General features: G+C 37.5%; 17 protein-coding genes and 1 pseudogene. 14 read left to right on the top strand and 4 right to left on the bottom strand.

Going from position 1 to position 19,600, the window contains the following annotated elements; genetic code table 11:
- Positions 1-16 precede the first annotated feature (16 nt).
- The 5 genes from BMW45_RS09710 (at position 17) to BMW45_RS09725 (ending at position 3,696) form a co-directional block, all read left to right on the top strand.
- Entirely contained in the window at positions 17-220 is a 204-nt protein-coding gene (locus tag BMW45_RS09710; RefSeq protein ID WP_242882971.1) for a 4Fe-4S dicluster domain-containing protein, read from the top strand.
- A gap of 193 nt (positions 221-413) precedes the next feature.
- The gene (locus BMW45_RS28430; protein ID WP_242882972.1) at positions 414-1,139 is read left to right on the top strand and encodes a hypothetical protein; all 726 of its coding nucleotides are present in this window, start codon (positions 414-416) and stop codon (positions 1,137-1,139) included.
- Positions 1,120-1,497: a hypothetical protein gene (locus tag BMW45_RS09720; RefSeq protein WP_092242813.1), complete on the top strand. Its 378-nt coding sequence runs from the start codon at positions 1,120-1,122 to the stop codon at positions 1,495-1,497. The genes BMW45_RS28430 and BMW45_RS09720 overlap by 20 nt, the downstream gene beginning before the upstream one ends.
- Before the next feature lie 636 nt (positions 1,498-2,133).
- A complete protein-coding gene (locus BMW45_RS28725; protein WP_278320785.1) occupies positions 2,134-2,259 on the top strand; it encodes a hypothetical protein in 126 nt (41 codons plus the stop codon).
- Between the two features lie 96 nt (positions 2,260-2,355).
- Positions 2,356-3,696 (top strand): glycosyltransferase, encoded by a 1,341-nt coding sequence (locus BMW45_RS09725; RefSeq protein WP_092242816.1) that lies wholly within the window; start codon positions 2,356-2,358, stop codon positions 3,694-3,696.
- A 232-nt stretch (positions 3,697-3,928) separates the two neighbouring features.
- Here the strand turns inward: BMW45_RS09725 and tnpC are convergent, their stop codons facing one another.
- From tnpC to tnpA, 3 genes are all read right to left on the bottom strand, one after another.
- Positions 3,929-5,467, bottom strand: a complete 1,539-nt coding sequence (gene tnpC / locus BMW45_RS09730) for an IS66 family transposase (RefSeq protein WP_092242818.1) — start codon at positions 5,465-5,467, stop codon at positions 3,929-3,931.
- Positions 5,468-5,553: 86 nt separating this feature from the next.
- Positions 5,554-5,910: an IS66 family insertion sequence element accessory protein TnpB gene (tnpB, locus tag BMW45_RS09735; protein WP_092241062.1), complete on the bottom strand. Its 357-nt coding sequence runs from the start codon at positions 5,908-5,910 to the stop codon at positions 5,554-5,556.
- Complete coding sequence (tnpA, locus tag BMW45_RS09740; protein WP_092242820.1) at positions 5,904-6,278, bottom strand: IS66 family insertion sequence element accessory protein TnpA; 375 nt, start codon at positions 6,276-6,278, stop codon at positions 5,904-5,906. Before tnpA ends, tnpB begins: the two co-directional genes overlap by 7 nt.
- A 1,112-nt stretch (positions 6,279-7,390) precedes the next feature.
- Here tnpA and BMW45_RS09745 point away from each other — a divergent pair.
- Together BMW45_RS09745 and BMW45_RS09750 are read left to right on the top strand one after the other, a co-directional pair.
- Complete coding sequence (locus BMW45_RS09745) at positions 7,391-8,809, top strand: sugar transferase (RefSeq protein ID WP_092242822.1); 1,419 nt, start codon at positions 7,391-7,393, stop codon at positions 8,807-8,809.
- A gap of 44 nt (positions 8,810-8,853) precedes the next feature.
- On the top strand, positions 8,854-10,260 hold the full coding sequence (locus BMW45_RS09750) for a hypothetical protein (protein WP_092242825.1): 1,407 nt from the start codon (positions 8,854-8,856) through the stop codon (positions 10,258-10,260).
- A 294-nt stretch (positions 10,261-10,554) separates the two neighbouring features.
- On the opposite strand, the pseudogene BMW45_RS09755 reads toward BMW45_RS09750, so the two are convergent.
- A pseudogene (locus BMW45_RS09755) lies at positions 10,555-10,692 on the bottom strand (IS3 family transposase); the annotation flags it as partial.
- 58 nt (positions 10,693-10,750) lie between these two features.
- Between BMW45_RS09755 and BMW45_RS09760 the strand changes: the two are divergent.
- From BMW45_RS09760 to BMW45_RS09795, 7 genes are all read left to right on the top strand, one after another.
- A complete protein-coding gene (locus BMW45_RS09760; RefSeq protein WP_092242833.1) occupies positions 10,751-11,230 on the top strand; it encodes an acyltransferase family protein in 480 nt (159 codons plus the stop codon).
- Positions 11,231-12,213: 983 nt separating this feature from the next.
- Positions 12,214-12,648 carry a MarR family winged helix-turn-helix transcriptional regulator gene (locus BMW45_RS09765; RefSeq protein WP_092242836.1) on the top strand — a complete coding sequence of 145 codons (435 nt, stop codon included), beginning with the start codon at positions 12,214-12,216 and terminating at the stop codon, positions 12,646-12,648.
- A complete protein-coding gene (locus BMW45_RS09770) occupies positions 12,632-13,477 on the top strand; it encodes a pirin family protein (RefSeq protein ID WP_092242839.1) in 846 nt (281 codons plus the stop codon). The genes BMW45_RS09765 and BMW45_RS09770 overlap by 17 nt, the downstream gene beginning before the upstream one ends.
- Before the next feature lie 33 nt (positions 13,478-13,510).
- Entirely contained in the window at positions 13,511-14,083 is a 573-nt protein-coding gene (locus BMW45_RS09775; protein WP_092242842.1) for a nitroreductase family protein, read from the top strand.
- A gap of 788 nt (positions 14,084-14,871) precedes the next feature.
- Positions 14,872-15,993, top strand: coding sequence for an ROK family protein (locus BMW45_RS09785; RefSeq protein ID WP_092242848.1), 1,122 nt, complete (start codon positions 14,872-14,874; stop codon positions 15,991-15,993).
- Between the two features lie 4 nt (positions 15,994-15,997).
- Entirely contained in the window at positions 15,998-18,103 is a 2,106-nt protein-coding gene (locus BMW45_RS09790; protein WP_092242851.1) for a BadF/BadG/BcrA/BcrD ATPase family protein, read from the top strand.
- Entirely contained in the window at positions 18,104-19,597 is a 1,494-nt protein-coding gene (locus tag BMW45_RS09795) for a sugar ABC transporter ATP-binding protein (protein ID WP_092242853.1), read from the top strand.
- Positions 19,598-19,600 lie beyond the last annotated feature (3 nt).

Below are 19,600 nucleotides of genomic sequence, written 5' to 3' on the forward strand. Positions count from 1 at the left end.
TGGAGGTACATATATAGTGAAAAAAATCCCTATTTTATTTGAAAAAAAAGAGGATTGCTGTGGTTGCACAGCATGTTATGCGATATGCGCAAAGAAAGCTATTGTTATGTTAGATGATGATGAAGAATTCAAATATCCACATATAGATGAAGAAAAATGCGTAAGATGCTATGCCTGTGTGAAAGTATGTCCAATAAAACAACAAAAAAGCAGGGGGTGATAATTGACTGTAAATGAAAGTTTGTCACTAATGATCTCGTTAGGATTATTGTTGTGCAAAAAATGATAGATGTCTAAGACAAATAATGATAATTTGTATTTGGATGATCATAATATATAAGAGAATTTCCATCAACAAATGGAAATGTTTTTTATCAATGAAAAGTGGATTGTAACGAATAAGGAGGATATAGATGTCTCGTCCGATTAAGAAACCAGATTTTGATCCGGATAAACTAAAGGAAGGTTTGATCGCTGCAGTATGTCACTCTTATCTGAATCCATCTATAGGAGAAACACCGGATAAAGATCCTTCTCATAAACAGCTTAAATTTCTTGCTGAGGAGTTTAATATGACACCGCATAAGGTGCGTAAGTTGCTGGTTACGGAAGGTGTATATTCTACAGATACTAGTAAGCTTGTGCAGAGACTGTATGCTTCATGTGATTCTATCCCGGAAATCATGCGTAAACTACAACTGAGCAGGTCATCTGTACATAGTTATTTGCCATATACTAAGGTAGTGTATAAGCAGAGCAAGATCAGTACTGATGCAGAACGTATCAAGCTTTTCAGAATGAGACAGGAAGCTGCTAAGAAATTGCATGATATGCCAGGTACTGACAATCTGTGGTATGCAATTACACTGTATTCGGGATATCCATTTCAGACAGTTAAGGGAGTAAAGTTTAAATATTCAGTATTCGGTAATGAACTCTTTGTAAACCGTAAGGAGAAGTCGATTACCAGAGCAAGTGTTGAAGTGGAATATCAGAAGGTTATAAAGCACGAATGTAAAGTTACAGGACCGAAGAAACTAGGAACTTATCTCTATCCGATGTTCTTGAAATTTGGTATTATAGAAAATAAAGAATTAAAAAAGAAGGACGCTCAGTTAGATGGCAGAAACGACGAATAATAACAAGATGAGGCTTCTTCGCCTTTTCAGATATCTCTATGTATGTACGGATGAAGAACAGAAAGTCACGACTCAGCAGCTTCATGATATCCTGACAGAGAATGGATATCATGGAAACCGCATGACTGTAAAGAATTACGTGGATATGTTAATCGATGCTGGTTTTGATATCATCGTCAGTAAAGAAGCAACAAATACATTCTATTATGGAACAAGGATTTTTGAGATACCTGAGATTAAGCTTATGATCGATGCGGTACCTTCTTCCAGATTTATTACAGCAGATAATAGTGAGAAATTGATAGGAAAGCTTGCACATCTAGCAGGTCCCAGTGTAGAAAAGAAGCTTATTGCATGAATCTTTACTTCTGAATGAGTAAAGTCTGATGATCGTATGACTTATATATTTATCGACCACATCATGGCTGCGGTTGATCAGGGAAAGAAGATACAGTTCCAGTAGGATATATGTCCATGTCAGACTATTATCTAAAAATCTGTGAAAACTAGAGAAGTACCGTATACAGAACGGTACGTACGGTGCTGTGAGAGGTCGGTAGGTATAAAAATTATCTACCTCCTACTCGAAGAGTCACAGACTGATAGTGAACCACTTACAACACTGAGAGTGGATGAACCGAAATTTTCTGTTGATAACTATCAGAACTTCATGAAAGCATTAACATAAGTATCACCGGTTCCTGTAGAATTTGCATATATTGATACAGGAGCAAAAGGATATTTCAGCCCGTCAGAGCAGAAGATTGTAATCAACGAAGGTATTTCAGGAGCTCAGATTGTAAAGATATTTATCCATTAGATAGGACATGCCATGATACATGATAAGGATAACGTTTGTGTAGATGGTCTGGACACATCAGTTGAGCAGAGCAGAAATTAAAAGAGGTGATCGCAGAAAGCTTGCTTTTATTGAAGCTGATAGATTTTCTGTAGATACATTTGAGTACAATTTAGATATATTGCAGGTAAAGATATGAAGGAGCTGAAATCCTCACTTGAGAATATTGAGCTTGTTGCATCTAAACTGATCACAGGAATAGAGGACAAGTTTAAAGAAATCCAGCGGGAGTACAGTGTAGATAAAGACCAGTATTATTAGGTCTGTAAGAGGTGTCTGGCAAAAAAGACATTGCTATTTAAATGAAGGTCTAATAAAATGATAGAAGAATAAAAAATTTTAAGGATGTGATAATAAATGCGTATCATGCATTATTTTTTAGGCTATCCTCCATATAGAACAGGAGGTTTAACTAAATATGCCATGGATCTTATGAAATCTCAGGTTTCAGACGGACATGTAGTTATGGCTTTATGGCCAGGAGAAATCAAATTATTAAATAAGAAAACATGTGTTAAACAAAGAGAGTCTATTGAAGGGATTAATAATTACGAGCTGATCAATCCATTACCAGTTTCACTTGATGAAGGTATAAAAGATTTCGAAGAATACATGAAATCCTGCGATGAATCAGTTTACACGAAATTTCTTTCAGAGACAAAACCTGATGTTATTCATATACACACATTAATGGGACTCCATAAGGAGTTTATTGATGCAACAGAGGCAGTTGGAATTAAGACAATATTTACGACACATGATTATTTTGGAATTTGCCCGAAAGTAACTCTATATCATTGTGGAGCGGCTTGTGAAAATGATCATGGGTGTGATGACTGTATGCTATGTAATGAAACGGCATTATCTATGAAAAAGATATTTGTAATGCAGTCTTCACTGTATAGGATGTTGAAAAACAGCAGAATAGTGAAAGCTTTGAGAAAGAAGCATAGATCAGATTTCTTTGCAGAAGATAAATTGTCAGATTCAGAAACCGAGAATGTAAAAGGAAGCGCTGAATCATATAAATGTTTAAGAGCATATTATATCAATATGCTTGAAAGGATAGGTACTATCCATTTTAATTCATCAGTATCAGAGGAAGTTTATAAGCGATATTTAAAACCTAAAAATGGTAAGCGGATATCTATTACTCATAAAGACATTGCTGACAATAGAAAGGAAAATTCATGGCAGTTAAATGAAAAATTAAGAATAACATGTCTTGCCCCGGCAAAGCCTTTCAAAGGATTTGAAGTATTGAAAAAAGCGCTGGATGAGATATGGAATAGTGGCAATCACAAGTTCGAATTGAAGTTATATAGCCTGGTTCAAAATGCATCAGAATATATGAATATAAAAGAGGATGGATTTACTTATTCAGAACTTAAAGACATTATGGTAGAAACTGATATTCTGGTAGCTCCAAGTATATGGTATGAAACATTTGGTTTTACAGTACTGGAAGCAATAAGCTATGGAGTGCCTGCAATTGTCAGTGACCATGTAGGAGCTAAAGATGTTATTGGAACAGGTGGGATTATTGTAAAGGCAGGTAGCGTTGAACAGTTGGAACAGGCCATTATTTCTCTTGATAATGAAAAACTGCTTAGTCTAAGAAGAGAGATAAAAGAAAATGTTCCGATAAAGCTTTGGCCAGAATTGGTAGAAGAAACATATCAGCTATATAAGGTCTAATTAAGAAAGACGTGCAAACATAATGACTGCTCGTCTTCTTTTTTGAAGTGTGCTGTATTGGTGTATCGATAATAGTATGGATATTTACAGAAACTGTCTTGTGCTCTATACGTTTTGATAGTGCATAGGAGTAGTCTTCATACTGCTTATTCTTTACAGCTGTAAGGTAAGCGTCAAATAAGTTGGTGTATAGAAAAACAGACAACCTCTGTTTATAATTGAAGGTTGTCTGTTAGCGACAAAGTTTTTGAACCATTGGATCCCATGGCATATATTCTTCCAGATATTCTGGATATTCAAGAAATGCAGTTCCGGGAATATCGCTGAGAATGAATTGGATATACTTCCATGGATTTAATCCATTGGCTTTGGCGGTTTCAATTAAAGTATAAATACCTGCACTTGCTTCTGCCCCTTTGGGACTTCCTGAGAACAGCCAGTTCTTGCGGCCGATTGTAAATGGCCGGATGCTGTTCTCCGCCAGATTGTTTGATATGCTGCAGTTACCATCAAGAAGATAATTCAACAGTCCATCTTTTTGGTTATTCGCGTACTGAAAGGCTTTGCCCAGTTTGGAACTCGGAAGTACTTTAGGTGAGATTTCTTTTACCCATGACCAAAAGGCATCCAGTACAGGTTTTTCCTGTAGTAGACGCTGTTCTTTCCGCCCTACGGGGGATAGGATTTCCAGTTTTTTCTCAATCTCAAAAAGTTGGTTGATATATTTGACTGCCTGAGCTGGAATGGTTGCTTCTGGGCTGTCTACATCTTTGGGGAGAGTTTCAACAAAGTATCTCCGTAGATGGGTCCAGCAGATGCACCGGATAATACCAGATACTTTTTCATATCCTTTGTAAGCATCGGTATGAATGAATCCATGGTATCCCTCCAGATATTCCTGAGGATATTTTCCGCTTCGCCCTGGTTGATATACGAACTGGCGAATTGGCTGCTCAAAGCCTTTGATAGAGCAGTATACCCACATATAAGAATCCGTTGTATTCTTTCGATTTGGTTCATTCATGACCTGTACGGGTGTTTCATCTATGTGAAGGTATTGCTGCTCTAATAGTTTTTTATGAAGGAGTCCAACAACCGGGGAAAGCCAGTCCCGATAACTGGTAAGAATCCAGTTTGACATCGTTGCACGGCTTAAGGCTACTCCGAGGCTTTCCCATTCCTTTTCCTGACGGTATAAAGGAACAGCAAGTTCATACTTTTGATGAATGACCCATGCAACCGCTCCGGGGGAAGCATAAGAGTGTTGGATTACCGGATAAGGCATTGGAGATTTCTCCATGTATTCTTTTCCCTCCTTACGGCACTTTCTGCATTCAAAGGTCTCACGGTAATAATCGATGACACGCACTTTAGCAGGAATAAATTCAATTTCAGTACGGACGAATTCCTCCCCAACAGATTCAAGTGGAGTGCCGCAGGTTTCGCAGAAGCGGTCTTCTTCCGCAAGAGTACAAAGTTTCTTTTCATGGGGGAGATCCTTCAACAGTTCTTCTTTTTGCCCTTTGTGTTTGCGGCGGCGATAAGACGCAACATCTTTCAAATCTGGCTCTGCCGCCTTCGGGTCCGAGGAGGTTTCAGCTTCATCAAAAAGAGACATCTGTCCCTCGAGTCCAAGAGATGATGTCTGCTCCGTAGTCCTGCCATAAAGTTTTCTGGTCAGAAAAACAACCTTTTCGTGAAGAAGAAGGTTTTCTTTTTCTAACTCAGCGATGCGGTTTTCGAGATTTTCAACCTGATTGTTATGCGCCATTGATGACAGTCCCTTTGCTTTTTAACTGTCATAATTATACCATAAAAGCGCCGTAAAATCCAGTAAATACGGCACTTTTCGGCACTTTATATAATCATTTCTGGATAGGATTTTTTCACTGCTTTTGGTTGGTTGATGGACAGCCCTTCCATGAGCCACCGGAACTCCTGCCCCGATATTAGCCTCACTTCAGCCTGTGTCCTGGGCCACTGGAAAGTTCCATTCTCAAGTCTCTTATAAAGTAAGACAAAACCATCGCCCTCCCAGAAGAGAGCTTTGATGCGGTTGCATTTACGGCCACAGAACAAAAACAGGCTGTTGGAAAAAGGATCAAGTTTGAAGTTCTGTTGTACAATGGCGGACAGGCTATCAATGGATTTGCGCATATCCGTATAACCGCAGGCAAGATAGATATGTTCTGCCTTTGAAATGTCGCCTAACATAGATGCCTAATGGTACGAAGAGTATTTTCGATTGTTTCCTGGTTTGCCCCATTTTGAATTTCCAGAGTCATATTTCCAAGTCTGATGATGACAGCGGTTGATGAGCTGGATTTGGCAACTGCATACGGAACTTCAGCAAACATGGAGGGATGGGAGACAACTGTTGAAACTTTAGGTTTTCTTTCAGCAGGAATCGTATCAAACGCTTCATGCTTGATTTTGCGAAGCCAGTAATAATAGGATTTTATACTGACATCATGAGCGGTACACCAATCAGACACTTTCTGATTGCTTGCCCTGCATTTTTGAATCCGCTCTATCCAAAGGCTAAGTTTTTGGGAATGAGTCGCTACTGTTAAGCTATCCATAGATAAATCTCCAATCCCTTAAGGTACTTAAGTTCCTTAAGACTTTTAGAATTAGAGCTATTATCTCACAACTAAAAGTAAAAAAATACACACCGACTTATTTGACGCTTACGCTGTAAGTTTTCCTTTTTCAGTTCGCAGCTGTTTAATGGAAGGACATTTATTTTACCATCTGTTTTTTTCGACAACCAGTTTCCGCAGTTAATTGATATGTGTCCATCAGGTTGTGCACTGATGATTGTCTGGTGTCCGGGAAGTTTTTCTTCGCAAAGGAGACTGTAAGTTTCTGTGCTTTTTACAGAGTAAGACCATTCTCATCTTTGTCTCTTGGGTCGAAACTTATGATACGTAGTTGACTGTTTTCTAGCACCTGCAAGCATTCGCATTATTGTGATAGAAGATGGATTTGACAGTTTGTATGATGATATCAAACAGTACATAAGATACCAGCAGAACTTATGGAGTTCCTTTTGTGCAAGACAGGTGAAAATACAGTCCCACAGGGCCTTAAAAATTATGTCCGACTACACTGTAAGAATCTAGCCTTAGGCGTAAAACCGAATTTTAATGTTTTTTAGCGGAGAAATGAGCAGGGTAAAAAGCAGCCAGAACGCACCTACAACCTTGAATTATACCACTCTGCAACCAGCAACCTGATATTGGCTGTATGTATTTCCCAATTTAGTTACTGATGTTGCAGCATAATGAATCTCGTATATTGGGAGCGCCTTACTACATTTCCTGAGTCACTTATCCACCATATCAGTTTATCAAGATGAGTTTTATTTTGACAAATGGCCAATTATAACTATTATACATCTAACCTCCTGACAATCCAAAGTGAAGAATAGTGCTTGCATTTTCTGTAGATAATTATAGCGCATTTCCATGAGACGGGCTATTCGTTGAATTAGTGTGCGCTTGTGATAAAAGCTTAACAAATTCGAAAAGAATTAATAAAGCTTATAAAAATTGTAATTGTTTATTATTGGTGTTCATGTTAAAATAAATATAAATTGTTTAAATTATCTTTAACATTATTGAACAATTGGAATGTGCAAATGTTCTCTAAGTAAAATAAAAACAGATTAGGAAAAAAGAGGAATTTGATTATGTACCAAAAGAAAAAGGCAATGGAAAACTTTCTAATCTTAATAATAGATATATTGGCAGTATGGATCAGCATTGGTATAGCATTTGGCATCAGATATGGCATGCTTTATGGCAGATATAATCACATTGACCAATTATGGCAGATTCTATTGATCAGTCTGCTATATGGATTAATTAATTCTCTCACTGATTTCAACAATCATTTTTTCAGAAGAGGATATTTTGAAGAGTTTGCTGCAGTTATTCGTAATCAGGCCATATTCTCTGTATCATGGGTCGTCATATTATTTCTCATCCATCGAAGCAGTGAATTATCTCGTCTAGTTTTTGGCTATTTTATAATAATAAATGTTGGTTTGACCTTCGCTTTTCGAACGATATTTAAACAGTTTATGACTAAAGTCTATAAAGCGAGCAAGTATAGTAACCGTTTATTGATTGTAACTACCTCCAGCCAAATTGAGACTATTATTGAGAATTTGGTCGAGTATAATGAATGGAATCGTACATTAGTAGGGATAGTCCTGACAGATAAATCACAGGTGGGCGAAGCAGTATGTGGTTTGCCGATTGTAGCAGATATGGATTCTTTGTTGGATTACGTGGTTCATCATGATGTGGATGAGGTATTTATTAACGATAGCACTGTCGTTCAGAAAGATACGCTCCAGGGATGGATAACGAATCTTGAAATTATGGGAGTAATCGTAGATTTAAATATTGATATTTTTAATATACCATCTAGCGGAAAGAAGATATTAAACCGTGTCGGAAAATATGCGGTAGTTACTTTTGCAAGAAATATATTTTCTACAAGGCAGATTGTGGCGAAGAGAATGCTGGATATTGCAGGAAGTCTTGTAGGGATGATTGTACTTGCCATAGCAACAGTCTTTGTAGCACCGGCTATCAAGCTGAATTCTTCAGGTCCCGTTTTTTTTGGCCAGACACGAGTTGGCAAAAATGGAAGGAAGTTTACCTTTTACAAATTTCGCTCTATGTATCAGGATGCGGAACAAAGAAAAAAAGAGCTGATGAAGAAGAATGAAGTAAAAGGTCTCATGTTTAAGATGGAAGATGATCCCCGAATAACGAAGGTAGGAAAATTCCTGCGGAACACCAGCATTGATGAACTGCCTCAGTTCTGGAATGTCTTGCGTGGCGACATGAGTCTTGTAGGGACTAGGCCGCCGACCGTGGATGAGTTTGAGCGTTATGAGGTAAAGCACAAATGTCGGCTGAGTATGACGCCGGGACTTACCGGCTTATGGCAGATCAGTGGACGCAGTAACATCAAGGACTTTGATGAGGTCGTAAAATTGGATATGCAGTACATAGATAATTGGTCAATATTGAAAGATATTAAGATATTGATTTTAACAGTCTGGGTAGTCTTAACAAGAAAGGGGTCCAGATGATTGATATTTATTAAATGAATCAGGAGATGCTAAGAGGAGAAGACATGGAAAACAATATGTATGAGCAGGAAATTGACTTAAAGGATTTGATATTCGCTGTATTCAGAAAGTGGAGACTGATTTTATTTATAGCAATCATTCTCGCTTTCTTATCAGGTGGATATAAATGTGTCAAAGAGCTCATGAATCATCAGGACGAAGAGTATAGTTCGGAATTGAAAGCGCGGTATGACAGCGATGTGGAGCAGTATGAGCAAGCCAAAAGCGGATATGAATGGAATATCGAGAAGCTTACTGCGAGTATAGATTATCAGGAGCAATATAGGGAAAATTCCATTCTCATGAAAGTGGACCCATACAATGAAGCGGCTGCTGCGGTAGATATTTTCATTCAGGTACCGGAACTTCCTCAAGAGAATGGAATCACTATAATGCCTGTTGACCCTGCAGATGGAATTGTTAAGGCGTATGCATCTGGGATTGTGCAAGGGACGGTTTTGAAGAGTGTGTCAAAACAGACCGGAATAGATTTGCTGTATTTAAAAGAAATGGTTAAGGTCACAACGGATTATGACGGCAATATGCTGAATGTTAGTGTTATCTATACTGACGAAGAAGGTGCGGAAGAGATATTAGAGGGATTGCTGGACTTAATTGAATCTTCATATACGGAAATCCAGACTAATCTTGGTCAGCATACTATTGCAATTATGAATCAGGATATTGGTACTGTAGTAGATCAGTCTCTGGTCGATTACCAGAAGAAAAAATTGACTGATTTAACAGAAACAAAGGAAAATCTTGATGAGGCGGAAAAGGCACTAAAAGAGTTAAAGGAACCGGAACAGCCTGTAGCCTTGTCTAAACGATCTACGCTGAAGGCGGGAATAAAATATGGTGTTTTTGGCGGATTCCTTGGAGCTTTCTTGATAGTATTTGGTGTTTGTGTGGTATTCGTAATGAGCGGAAGGCTAAATGTGGATGGCGATTTAAAAGGGCGTTTCCGTTTGAGATTTTTAGGTGGTTTTACAGATAAGAAAGAAAAGAAAGTCTTTTCTGGAGTTGATGCCTGGCTGGACAGGTTGGAAGGAAAGGAGTATGTAACTGACGAAGTTGTCTTTGATATGCTTGCTGCTAACCTGGGGAATATGGCGAATAAAGGGACTTCCGTAATATTTACCGGAACTGTATCGGACGAGGCTTTAAGTGATCTGGTAGAAAAACTTCGAGATAGGCTGCCTGAACTTCGCTTAGAATATGCTGCGGATATGACCAGGAATGCGTCGACTTTGCTCAAAATTCCTGAAATCGATGAAATCATTCTGGTAGAGATGCGGAAAGTATCCCGCTACAGAGAGATTGAAAAGGAAATTGAAATGGTTTCAAATCTGAAAAGAGATTTTATGGGGTATATTGTACTGGCTTCTGATGCTGGGGTTGAGAGAGGTTAGTGGTTGTACATAAATCCTGACAGTTATAAGGTTATTTATGACATAGGTCATAGACAAGTGGTATTGTCTGTGGCCTATGATAAATTTATCATAAAAATTATAATGACCTGGGCGGTATGCGCTCCCGCCAAATATAATGAAAGTCATGATTGTCCATTGCTTGACATAAGCGCTCAACAATGATCTGAATTCAATTGTTTTGCTTGGAGCTGTTAAGGTTTTGTAGACACGAAATTAAACGGAATATTTTGATCTTTAAATTGAGCCGGAGTTATATATCAGAGCAGAATGAATTCACTTAGTATTATGATATAATTCAATGTATTTAAAAATATCATATTGAGCTTGTTCAGGAGTCTCATAACGAGCACCTTGAATAAGCTCTCTTTTTATGGTTCTATAAAACGATTCCATGAGAGCATTATCATAGGGATACGGAAATACAACAAAGAATAGTATAAAAAAGTATCCCTTTGAGGGAGGGAGTTTTATGATCGAATCTAGAAGATTATCTTACATTGATATAGCAAAAGGAATTGGAATGATATGCGTTATTCTTGGACATATGGAAATAGATAAGATAAATACAATAGTATTTAGTTTTCATATGCCTTTATTTTATATAATAAATGGGTACTTTATAAAGAAAAGCGATTATAGCGTATTTATATTGAAAAAGGCTAAAACCTTATTAGTACCGTATTTGTTTACAGGTTTGTGCATCGTTGTGTTTGAGGTTTTTAAAGATTTATGTCGTTGTATATATGATAGGATTCCGTTTGACATATCAAGTTGGATTTACGCTATATTATATGGTAGTGGAAGTAATTATAGTTCGCCTTTTTTTATAAAGTCAATTGGTGCTTTATGGTTCTTACTGGCTTTGTTTTTAGCATTTATCATTTATAATTACATAATTGATAAGAAATACTTTTGGATTTATGTATTCTTTTTATTATGGGGTATATGACCACAAAGTATATTTATCTACCATGGAGTATTCAATCAACTATCGTAGCGGTTATCTTTATCTATTTAGGGAGTTTAGCCAAACAAAAGGATATCTTTGTTAATAATTTTATTGTTATTATTGAATTTAATAGCATGGTGTATTTGCATATATCTTGATAAAGGAAGGTTTTATTTAGTAGGAAATTATTTTACAAATATACCTATTGACAGTGGAAAGTATTCACTTGTGGTCTTGTACTTTATTTGATTGAATTAAATACATTTCCATGGGAGAGACTTTTAAATGTCTTAAATATATATAACATTTATTTAAGGACCATAATATTGTTTGGGATGAAATTGGGCTGGAGTATTATGGAGGGATTATACTAGTCTTGAATGTTCCATCATTAAAGAAAATCTTTAACATTAATGAAAAGACTACTAACAAGATTGGTCGCTTACAGAGCAATCGCAGGCACAACCATATACACTAAGATTAAGATGGCCAAAGCGTATACTTTTAACATTCATAAATATTTGATCATAGGATAAATATAATGTGATCGGTGATCAGTTAACACTTCTGGCACTATATTGCCATAGTGTAATAGATTATTGCATAGGTGAATAGAAAAAATGCCTACCTTCTCGTATTGAAATGCAAACTTTTTTTAGAATGAATTATTAGGCGGCCTTGTAAATACACACACCAAATTAGGAAGAATGTCTGTGCAATCCTGGTATGAACTGTTTAGTTGAGTAATAAGGTTTAATTAATAGGAAATAATAAAAGCTCAAGCACATGATTAGGTTTGAGTTTTTATTTATAGGCAGATCTACTGTTTTGATTGGTACAGGTTCTATTTCATGAATAAAATCGTTGATCTGTTCCTTGAAGTTTGCTTACCATGAACAGATCAAAAAATAAAAAAATACCTCTTGCAATTTACCTCTACATAGAGTAATATATAACTACATAGAGATAATATAGGAGAAGCAATGGCAAAGACAGAGTTAAAAATCCTAATAGGCCTCCATCGGGCCGTAAACTACATTGACCGCCAATCAACCAAAATTTTTTCAGAGTACAATCTTACCATGGGACAATTTGCCGTTTTAGAGGCACTATACCACAAAGGAGACATGACCATCGGTCAGGTACAAGAAAAAATTCTAAGTTCCAGCGGAACCATTCCTCTTATTATAAATAACCTTGAGAAAAGAGGGTATCTTATAAGGAAAGCGGACAGCAAGGATAAGAGGCGATGCATTCTCCATATCACAGCTCAGGGAAAAGAGTTGATTGGTCAGGTTTACCCAAGAAATGAAGCCAGGATTATTGAGTTAATGGCTCATTGGACTGATGAAGAAAAAGAACAATTGGCAATGTTATTAAAAAAGTATGGAGATGAGATTAATGGAGAGAAAGATTAAAAGACAGGTTAGAGGCTTTAGAACCCAAGACGGTGCCGGTGTAAACCTGGTCAGGGTATTAGGTCATGAAACAATGGAAGAATACGATCCCATTTTGATGCTGGATTCCTTTGACAGCACAAATCCCGATGATTACACAGCTGGGTTCCCTATGCACCCGCATAGGGGCATTGAAACAATCAGTTATGTATACCGCGGGCAGATGGTTCATAGGGACAGTTTAGGAAATGAAGATTCTATTTCCGACGGAGAAGTCCAGTGGATGACAGCAGGTTCCGGAATCCTGCATGAAGAGAAACTACCTGCATCAGAACGAATGCTTGGAGTACAGCTGTGGCTGAATTTACCATCAAAGGATAAGATGACCGCTCCTTCCTACCACAGCATAAAAAATGAAGAGATTGAAGAGATTAATCTTGAAAATGGAAAGCTGAGACTACTTGCCGGACAATATAAGGACAGTAACGGATACATGGGCAGATATCTTCCTCTGGATTACTACGATATCCATCTTGATCCCAACGCTTCCATTTCCATAGATACGGATCCAAACCGCTCGGTTATGATCTTTACCCTGTCCGGAGAGGTTTCTGTCGGAGGAGAACTGGTGAGAGAGAAGACTGCAGCAAAGCTTACCTCTGGAGACAAGGTCGAGTTAAAAAGCACTGAGAAGAATGTCCAGGTATTATTTATAAGCTCAACGCCTCTGGGAGAGCCTATCGCCTGGGGAGGTCCCATCGTAATGAATACGAAAGCTGAATTACAAAAAGCTTTTACAGATCTGGATCAGGGAACGTTCTTACAAAAGAAAATGTCATATGATAACTAATAAAATATTATAATTAGATCAGGAGGAATTAAAATGGGCATTATTGAATCATTAGAAAAGAGAAGAAGCTATTATAGCATTAATAAAGAACTTCCCGTTGATACCGGAGAAGTCATTGAACAGATTGAAAAATTAACAGAATTGGTACCTGATGCTTTTAACATGAAAAGCTCCCGCGTTGTTGTGGCGTTAGGAGAAAAGCAGGATTTATTATGGGACGCTATCTATGACGCTTTCGGAGGCCAGGTCCCAAGAGAAAAAATCGACAGCTTTAAAGCTGGGGCAGGAACAATTCTTTATTACTACGATCAGGAGGTCGTAAAAGGATTACAGGGACAGTTTCCACTGTATGCGGACAATTTTCCAGCCTGGGCGATGCAGTCCAGTGCAATGCTTCAAATAAGCATCTGGAGCGGGCTGAGAGAATTAGGGATCGGCGCCTCCTTACAGCACTATAACCCGGTTATAGATCAGAAGGTCCGCGAACTGTTTGATTTGCCGGAAAGCTATCTGCTGATTGCCCAAATGCCTTTCGGAGGGATTATAAAAGAGCCTGATTCTAAAGAGAAGGAAGACATTTCCAAAAGGGTTCAAATTGAAAAATAATAATTAATTTCCATTTCTAAATTGGAAAATAGGGATTAACGGTACCCAGATAGCAGAACATAAAAAGAGACTCTCTCTCTTTTAATGTTCTTGATTAGGGGTACCGTTTATCTCTTTTTTTCCACCTTTTCATGCTAACTTTTAAAGTTCATCATAGCGGCACGTCACATTATTATCTAAAATATTCTCAAAAAATATACTATAGCATAACTACCTTCCCCCTCATCCTTAAAAGCAGGGCATTTTCGGGCACATTCCGGCAGACAGAAATATTGAAAGACAAAGCAGCAATGGATTCCACACCACAGATGTACTTAACAGCAAAACAGCATAACAGCATAACGGCATAACAGCATAACAACATAACAGCATAACAGCATAACAGCATAACAGCATAACAGCATAACAGCATAACAGCATAACATATCTTATTGGCTATGTTGATTTGTATTCCATTTAGACTTTGATAAACAACATAACATTATGCTCACCGTAATAGGAACTGCTTACCAGATGGGAGCCAATGGGGATGACGTAAAGGTCTAGAAGGCAGACATGATTTTATGCTGACAGAAGCATCTTAGGAACCTCATATGAGAATACAGAGAGTTAAAAACAATTATATAGAAAGTGAAGGCGATTGTATGTACTGCACAAGTAATGCAATTAAAATTAGAATATTTTGTACAAAAATATTAATACAAGTTGACAAAAGTAATCATAATTGCTATAATTAGAGTTAAGTTAATTAATAAAGTTTATAAAGTAAGTACAAGGTGGACTAAATTATGGGCGAGATGGTTGGAAAACCAGGTGTAATAAAATTATTAAATAAAGATGTGGTAGAAGGAATTATTCGAAGCAGTGGTCCAATCACAAAACCAGAGATAGCCAAACGGTCACAGCTAAGTCTGGTTACTGTAAATAAAACAGTTGCTATACTGATTCAGGAGGAAAAAGTAAGAGTCAGTGGAGCCAGCGAATCCACCGGTGGCAGGAGAGCAATGTTCTTTGAAATTAATAATGAAGCAAATTATTATATCGGTCTTTATTATTATAAGAATCATTATATTGGAGCCATTTCAGATTCCATAGGTGAATTAATTTATGTGCAGGAATTTCCTACCAGAGTGGATGTATATGAAGAGGTCATGGAAGATACATATGCAGCACTGGACAGTCTCATTGAAAAGTGCGGTGATCATAAAATAAAAGCAATAGGAATCGGTGTTCCTGGAGTTGTAAAGGAAGGTACCATTACCAATATTCCCAATATCCCTTCCTGGGAAGGGAAAGATATTTCTGGTATTTTATCAGATAAATATCTGCTTCCGGTTCTGCTTGAGAATGATATTAATCTGACTACATTAGGAATTTATAATACAGATTATCAGAATAATAAAGTCAGAAACATGGCTTTGATTTACTTGGATCAGGGAATCGGATCAGGATTTATTATTAACCAGTCGCTGTTTAAAGGTTCCAGTAACTTTGCTGGGGAGTTAAGCTACATACCGGTAAAGCAGCATTTTCCTATAAAAGGAAAGGTTACCAGATATACAGGTAACTTTGAAACACAAATATCATTAATCACTGAGGCAATTGAACAATCCTCCGGATTGTCAGAGCAAGGGCTGTATAAAGATATGCTGATTCGTACAATTGTTGAAGGCCTATTAAGTGTTATCTGCGTTTTGAACCCTGAAATCATCGTGATGAAGCATAGCTGTCTGACAGAACATGATTGTCAAAAGATAGAGCGGGAGCTGGCAGAATGGGTGGATGAAAGCAATGTTCCCTCCATTATAAATGCGGCAGATTTAAGCAAAAGCAGTATTCAAGGAGTAATTCGTATGTGCATTAGGGAAAGTACTTCTTCCTATTCATTATCTAATAAAAAGCGAGGTTAATAAAATGAAATATTTATTATCAGTAGATGGGGGAGGAACTAAAACAGAATTTTATATCAGTGATCTGCAAGGGAATATGATAGATACCTTTACAACTGGATCCACAAGCATCAAGTCAGTAGGCGGGGATAAATCTTATGACCAGCTAAAGGCAGGGATTGAACGGCTTAAAGAGACATATAAAATTACGCCTGATGATATTTTGATGGGAGTATTTGGAATGTCAGGATGTGATTCGGATAATGATTATCAGATGATTCTTGATCGGATTTTAAGTCTGGGATTTACAAAAGACAATGTTCATTTATGCAACGATGGGGTACTGGCATTTTATGCACAGACGCAGGGCCCGGGAATTGTAGTGATTGCAGGAACTGGTTCAATCGTAATCGGAATAGATAAACAGGGGGAGGTCAGACGTTCAGGAGGATGGGGTTACCATTTCAGTGATATTGGATCCGGTTATTGGATCGGATGTGAGTTATTAAAGAGAACTCTTCTGTATTGTGATAACTGTTATCCATATGTACCTGTATTTGAACAGGTCAAAGGCTATTTCCAGATGGAGAGTTATACAGATCTTCCATATACTGTGACAGAAATTAAGGATATTAATCAAATTGCAGGTCTGGCTTATGAAGTGGTAAAAGCAGCCGAAGAGCAGGATGAATTATCCATTAACATTTTAAAAGACGGAGCCAGACAATTGGCTGATCAGGTTGCGGGTATGGTAAAACAAATGGATTTATCAGAGGCCTCAAAGATTGTTTTTTCAGGCGGAGTATTAAAAAGCAAGATTTATCAAGACATGCTTGCGTCAGAAATCAGACAATTAATTCCTAATCAGGATTTTCAGTTTTATATCCAGAAGAATAGGCCATCCTTTGGAGGGATAAAGTTAGCACAGCGGCTGCTGGAGAAGAAAAAAGAAATTGTCCTGCAGGTATTTACCGGAGGATATTTGAATAAAGAGACTACATATGAAGAAGTGGAAAGCAAATTAAAACCAATACTGGAAAAAATAAGAGTGACAAAGGTAATTATCGGTTGGTCTGTTGATGAGGAACTATATAAAAAGATAAAACTACTGGTACATAAATATCAGGCGGAATTATATCTATGGATGCCAGTTTTTTCAGAGACAGGATTGCTGGAACCGATAAGTTTCTTACAGGATTTTCGGGGTGAGGAAGTAAAAAGTTATCGACTGAAAGCCGGAGAAAATTTCGAGTTTTATTGTCCTAATATAAAACAAAACAGAGAGAGCGTCAAACATATTTATGAAAAATATTTTAGTAAAATAGGATTTGATGGAATATTTTTAGATAAAATCAGGTATTCTTCCTTTTCCAATAAAATCACCGGTGTGTTTAGCTGCTTCTGCCCAGAGTGTATGAAAAAGTATCAGGAAAGACAACTGGACGTTGATGAATTACGTATGGAGATGGACAAAGTTATTGAGGGACTGGAGGGTTATGACAGACACCCGTTAAAATGCTTAGCTTATGAAGATGGAAGCTATCGGTTTGACAATCCGATCTGGGAAAAATTTTTCGACTGTAAAGCAGACTTTATCTATGATTCGCTAAAAGAAATTACAGGTTATTTCAGGGAACAGGGCCTAAAGATCGGCATGGATGTATTATCACCTTTTTTAACCCGTTTTACCGGACAGGATCTGTCTAGACTTAACGGATTAACAGATTTTATGAAGCCTATGATGTATCGGATTACCTGCGCTCCGGCAGGACTTCCATTTGAATATGACAGCTTCCTTTCAGGAACTACCAGCATTAATATCGATACGGTTAGGAGGAAGTTTAATCAACTGCTAGGAATTAAGTCAGACGAGGATAACCGGTTTGATCTCGATTTTGTAAAATCTGAACTTGATGTTATGGAGCGACTAAATATACCGGTATATTGCGGGATTGAAGTCAACAGAATTAAGGATGTTGTACCGGCAGATCCGGAATATATAAAAGATACTATTAATAGTCTGTCTCAAACCAATATTAAAGGCTTTGTGTTATCCTGGGATATTCTATCGGCACCTGAAGAAAATATTGAGGCAGTCTACCATTGCTTTGGAGGCAGGGGTGAAATGTAAATGAATCGGATATTAGAGATGAAGCACATATATAAAGATTTTGGGGCTGTTAAAGTGTTGAATGATATTGACTTCTCACTGGGAAAAGGTGAGGTCAGAGCTCTTTTAGGTGCCAATGGCGCAGGAAAATCTACATTGATTAAAATACTGGGCGGTGTACATGCACCGACCAAAGGTGAAATTTACTTAAGAGGAGATAAGATAAATTTTAAGGACAGCTATCATTCAAAGCAATCAGGCATTAGTGTGATCTATCAAGAACTAAGCCTGGTGCCAACACTATCGGTAATTGACAATATCTTTCTTGGCAGAGAAATGGTTTCCGGCATCTTTTTAAAAAAAGAGGAGATGAAAAAAGAGTATGAAGATATTTGCCGGCGGTTTTCATTTGATATTCCTGCAAATGTGATTGTGTCTAAGCTGAGCATTGCCAAACAGCAGATGGTAGAGATTATGAAAGCAGTATCCTGTGATACTGAGATCATTATCATGGATGAGCCTACCACTTCACTTACTAATAATGAGAAAACAAGTCTTTTTGAAATTATAGCAAAGCTAAAAGCAGTTGGTAAAAGCATAATTTACATATCACATATTTTAGATGAGATCTTTTTGAATTGTGACAGCGCCAGCATTATGAGAAATGGCATTATGGTTGGAAGCTATGATGTAAAGGATCTTACAAAAGAAAAGATCACTCAGTTAATGACGGGTGTTGACAGCAGCAATATTGCAGGAAAAAAACAGACCTTTCATGCAGATTATACCAGCGAACCTGTTTTGGAAGTCAGAAATCTTGGTCGGGGAAATGTGGTTAAAGATGTATCCTTTAAAGTTCATAGAGGTGAAGTGGTAGGATTTGCCGGTCTGGTAGGTTCTAAACGAACGGAAATCATTAATCTGATTTATGGGGTGGACCATTGTGACCGCGGTGAAATTTTAATGAATGGAACAGCTGTAAAGGTAAGATCGCCTAAACAGGCGATCCACCATAAGATCGGTTTTATTCCGGAAGACAGAAAACATCTTGGTCTGATACTGGGACAGGAAATATATAAAAATTCTACAGCCGTTCAGATTGATAAGTTTAAGACGTCAGGATTCTTAAATAAAGCAAAAGAAATAGAATTCGCTGAATTTGCAGAAAAGAAACTGGGCATAAAAATCAGCAACGTAAAACAAAAGGTAAAAGAACTTAGCGGCGGCAATCAACAGAAGGTTGTGGTATCCAAATGGCTGAATCAGGATATGGATTTGATTATTTATGACGAACCTACCAAAGGAATTGATATTGCGGCGAAGGAAGACATTTTTCATTCGATAGAGGAATTCTCAGGACAGGGAATAGGGGTCATATTTATATCGTCCGATTTAGAGGAAGTGATCCGTGTTGCAGACCGGGTACTGGTAGTCAGAGATGGAACGATTGTTAGTGAGTTGAAAAATGACAATCTTACAGTTCAGGAAATTATGAATAAGATATTTGATGTATAGAGG

It is taken from the genome of Lacrimispora sphenoides, assembly GCF_900105215.1.
In the GTDB taxonomy this organism is placed as follows: Bacteria; Bacillota; Clostridia; order Lachnospirales; family Lachnospiraceae; genus Lacrimispora; species Lacrimispora sphenoides_A.